Annotated in this window: 5 protein-coding genes; all 5 read left to right on the top strand. The window is 67.0% G+C overall.

Going from position 1 to position 3854, the window contains the following annotated elements; all coding sequences use genetic code 11:
• Window positions 1–3 precede the first annotated feature (3 nt).
• Entirely contained in the window at window positions 4–141 is a 138-nt protein-coding gene (locus D7X55_RS45800) for an ATP-binding protein (protein WP_368666520.1), read from the top strand.
• Complete coding sequence (locus D7X55_RS37180) at window positions 138–698, top strand: response regulator transcription factor (protein ID WP_120549064.1); 561 nt, start codon at window positions 138–140, stop codon at window positions 696–698. The genes D7X55_RS45800 and D7X55_RS37180 overlap by 4 nt, the downstream gene beginning before the upstream one ends.
• A 143-nt stretch (window positions 699–841) precedes the next feature.
• Window positions 842–1423 carry a type IV toxin-antitoxin system AbiEi family antitoxin domain-containing protein gene (locus D7X55_RS37175; RefSeq protein WP_121725509.1) on the top strand — a complete coding sequence of 194 codons (582 nt, stop codon included), beginning with the start codon at window positions 842–844 and terminating at the stop codon, window positions 1421–1423.
• Window positions 1420–2325, top strand: a complete 906-nt coding sequence (locus tag D7X55_RS37170) for a nucleotidyl transferase AbiEii/AbiGii toxin family protein (RefSeq protein ID WP_121725508.1) — start codon at window positions 1420–1422, stop codon at window positions 2323–2325. The genes D7X55_RS37175 and D7X55_RS37170 overlap by 4 nt, the downstream gene beginning before the upstream one ends.
• An 89-nt stretch (window positions 2326–2414) precedes the next feature.
• The coding region (locus D7X55_RS37165; protein WP_121725510.1) for a hypothetical protein at window positions 2415–3854 on the top strand (1440 nt) is incomplete at its 3' end.

Genomic DNA, 3854 nt, shown 5'->3' with positions numbered 1-3854 from the left:
GGCATGGGGTTGGGGCTGTTCCTGGCGCGCTCATTGGCGGAGCAGCTGGGCGGAGCGCTGGAGCTGCGCTCGAAGGCGGCAGAGGGCACGACGGTGAGCCTGAGCCTGCCGGGCGAGGACGCGAAGGAGGCAGCGGCATGAGCAACACGGCTCCAGTGGATCAACGTCCCAGCCTGCTGCTGGTGGACGACGACAGCACGCTGCGAGAGCGCCTGGCGCGAGCCTTCCGCGAGCGAGGCTGGGATGTAACGACGGCGGGCAACCACGACGAAGCCATGGCAGCGGCAAGGCGCGAGTCACCGGAGTACGCGGTGGTGGACCTGCGCATGCCGGGGCACAGCGGCCTGGAGCTGGTGAGGGACTTGCTGGCGGTGGACGCGTCCACGCGAGTCATCGTGCTGACGGGCTACGGAAGCATCAGCACGACCGTGGATGCCATCCGGCTGGGAGCGGTGAACTACCTGCCAAAGCCCGCGGACGCGGACGACATCCTGGCGGCGTTCGCGAGGGCGGAAGAAGCCCCCAACGTCGCGGCACCGGAGACGCTCCAGGCACCGTCACTCGCGCGAGCAGAGTGGGAACACATTCATCGAGTGCTCGCGGACAGCGCCGGAAACATCTCCGAAGCCGCGCGCAAGCTGGGCATCCACCGAAGGTCGCTCCAGCGGAAGCTGCAGAAGTACCCGCCGTCGCGCTGACGTACGCTCCTCAAGCTCCCGCCAGCCCCTCCCCTTGCCGCAACAACGGCCCTTCTGCACAAAACTAAAATTCAATGCGATCTTTATTCGCAGGCTTCCGCCCGCCATTTGCACGAAACTAAAACCACTCTATATTTTCGTGCATGAGCACCGAGCCGCCCATCAAGCCGGATTGGGACCAGCTCTACCGGATCGCCGAGGGCCAGGAGGGCCACTTCACGACGCAGCAGGCTGCGCAGGCGGGCTACTCGCCCCAGCTTCTTGCGCACTACGTGCGCATCGGCCGGACCTCACGGGTCCAGCGAGGCATCTACCGGCTGGTGCACTTCCCGCCGGGCGAGCATGAAGACCTCGTCGCGGTGTGGCTCTGGTCGGAACAGGCCGGGACCTTCTCGCACCAGACAGCCCTCGCGCTCTACGACCTCTCCGACGTCCTGCCCGCACGGATCCACCTGACGCTTCCCGAGTCCTGGCGGAAGCGACGCCTGCGCGTGCCGAAGCTCGTCGTGCTCCATTACGCGGACTTGCTCGACTCCGAGCGCCACTGGGTGGGTCCCGTGAGAGTCACGTCTCCCAGCCGGACACTCGATGATTGCGCTCGAAGCGCGCTGACTCCGGATCTGATGCGCCAGGCAGCTCAGCAGGCCCTGCATCGCGGCATGGTCCGCGGGAGCCTTCCCACGGTGGAGGAAGCACTGAAGCCTTTTGGAGGCCTGGAAACGTGACGAGCCGCACCTACGCTTCGCCCGCGGCCTTCAAGCAAGCACTGGAAGACCACCTCAAGAAGGAGGCCCTGAAACGGGAACTCCCCCTTGCACGTCAGCGGGAGCTGCTGGTCTTCCACCGGTTCCTCGCACGCGTCCACGCAAAGCTGGGCACGGCGGTCACCCTCAAGGGAGGTCTCGTTCTGGAGCTTCGCGTCGCACGAGCGCGGGCCACGAAGGACATCGACCTCCGTGTTCAGGGAGACCCCAACAGCCTGCTGTTCCAACTCCAGGATGCCGCGAGAATCGACCTCGGTGACTTCTTCATGTTCGACGTCCGCCCGAACGAAGAGCACTCCACGATCCAGAACGAAGGCATACGGTACGAGGGGCTGCGGTACCGGGTGGAATGCCGGCTCGCGCAGAAGATCTACAGCCGCCCTTTCGACGTGGACGTCGCCTTCGGTGAGCCTCTGCTGGGAACGCCGGACGAACTCACGGCTCCCGACGTCCTCGGCTTCGCGGGGATCGCGCCACCCCGGCTGCGGCTCTATCCCGTCGAAACCCATCTCGCGGAGAAGCTGCATGCATACACGCTGCCCCGGCTGCGGCCGAACTCGCGAGTGAAGGACCTGCCCGACCTGGTGCTGCTGGCGCAAGCACGGCCGTTTCTGGAAGCCGAGCGGCTGAGACAAGCGCTCAAGCTGACCTTCGGCTTTCGCAATACCCATTCACTCCCGGGCGCCCTTCCCCTTCCCTCCAGGGATTGGGAGAGGCCCTACGCGAACATGGCCGAGGACAACCAACTTCCCTGGCCCACACTCGAGAAAGTGACCGAAGCCGCGAAGCGCTTCCTCGACCCGGTGTTGGAAGGCGCATCCATCACCTGTTGGGCCCCAGAGACCTGGAGCTGGCACAATTGAACAGGGATTGACGCAAGCCCCTGGCTTTCCGCATCGTGATTGGGCTTTGCTGAAAGGGCTTCACATTCCTCGCGCCTGGGGGAGGCCCGATGAACTGTCGTTGGCTCGTCGTCGCGTTGACCGTGATGGCTGTTGGCTGTGCCCATTCGAAGCGTGCACCCGAAGCAGAGCTGCCCAAGTACGAACATGTCTTCCAGAAGCCGCTGACAGAGGCGCTCGCGGTCACGCGCCAACTGCTGGAAGAGCAGGGCTACACGTTCGAGGACACGGAGGATCCGAACCAACTCGTCACCACCTGGTCCGACCCTGGCCGGGCCGGGTCGCGCAACACCACGTTCACGCGCTACCTGGTGACCGGCATCGCCGTGGCCCCGCGCCAGTCCGTCGTTCGCATCTTCCGCATGACCCAGCAGACGACCGGCAACGACGCCGAGTGGAAGAAGCTGTGGTGGAAGGTCTACCTGGAGCGACAAGAGCAGGTGTCCAATCCCTTCGTGAAGGACGTGAACTTCGACCAGGACGACGCGCAGACCAAGCGTCTGTCCATGCTGCGCGGCGCCCAGCACGGCACCCGCGACCTGGACCTGGAGCAGGCCCTCACCCTGCGCCTGGAGTCCGCGCCCTCCGTGGAAGTCCTCGCCGGCAACGTGGCGGAAGACAAGCGCCCCACCGCCGTGCGCGCGCCGGAGTTCTACCTGGACCGCTGGCAGGCAGAGGCCCCCGTGGAAGGCCCTTGCACCACGCCCGTGCGCGGACTGCCGGAGCTCCTGCACCCGGGCCTCACGCTGCTCATCGGCGAGCAACTGGGCAGCAACGAAGTGCCGGACGTGGTGGGCCACGTCGTGTGTCAGGCCGCGCAGACCGGGCTCGCCGTGGTGCTGGGCCTGTCGCTTCCGGAGACGGAGCAGGCGCGGGTGGACAGGTACCTGGCCAGCCCTGGCGCCCCGGCGGACCAGGACGCGCTGCTGGAAGGGCGCTTCTGGACGCGCACGTACCAGGACGGCCGCAGCAGCCGCGCCATCATGGACCTCATCGACCGCGCACGCGCCCTGCGCGCGGCGGGTCTGCGCGTGACGGTGGTGGCCTACGACACGGACGTGCTCAACGGCAGCGCGCGCGACGCGGCCCAGGCCGGCGTCTGGACGAAGCGCCGCGCCGCGAAGCCGGACGAGGTGCAGGTGGTGCTGGCGGGCAACACGCATACGCAGCTGGAGAAGGGCACGCAGTGGGACCCCTCCTTCACGCCCATGGCGCATCTGATGAAGGAGGACCGCTCGCTCGTCGTGCTGGAGATGAGCTACGCGCAGGGCACGCGCTGGGGCTGCGACCTGGACCGTGACAGCAAGCTGGTCTGCGGCATCGTGGGCGCGACGCCCGCTCCCAGGGTGGCGGCCCGCGCCGGGCTGAGCCCCTACATCCAGCTGAGGGAAGGCTCCGCCACCGAAGGCCTCCAAGGCCTCCTGTACGTGGGGCAGCTCACGCCTTCCCTGCCGGCCCTCCTCGGCCCCCGGGCCGACCCGCCCAAGGAC

The sequence above is a fragment of the Corallococcus sp. AB049A genome (genome assembly GCF_003668885.1).
Lineage (GTDB): Bacteria > Myxococcota > Myxococcia > Myxococcales > Myxococcaceae > Corallococcus > Corallococcus interemptor.
This window is presented reverse-complemented; position numbering and strand designations above follow the sequence as displayed.

Bases quoted from the DNA above. Each gene is read 5' to 3' on its own strand.
- D7X55_RS45800 (WP_368666520.1), top strand. From the start codon at position 4: ATGGGGTTGGGGCTGTTCCTGGCGCGCTCATTGGCGGAGCAGCTGGGC.
- D7X55_RS37175 (WP_121725509.1), top strand. From the start codon at position 842: ATGAGCACCGAGCCGCCCATCAAGCCGGATTGGGACCAGCTCTACCGG.
- D7X55_RS37180 (WP_120549064.1), top strand. From the start codon at position 138: ATGAGCAACACGGCTCCAGTGGATCAACGTCCCAGCCTGCTGCTGGTG.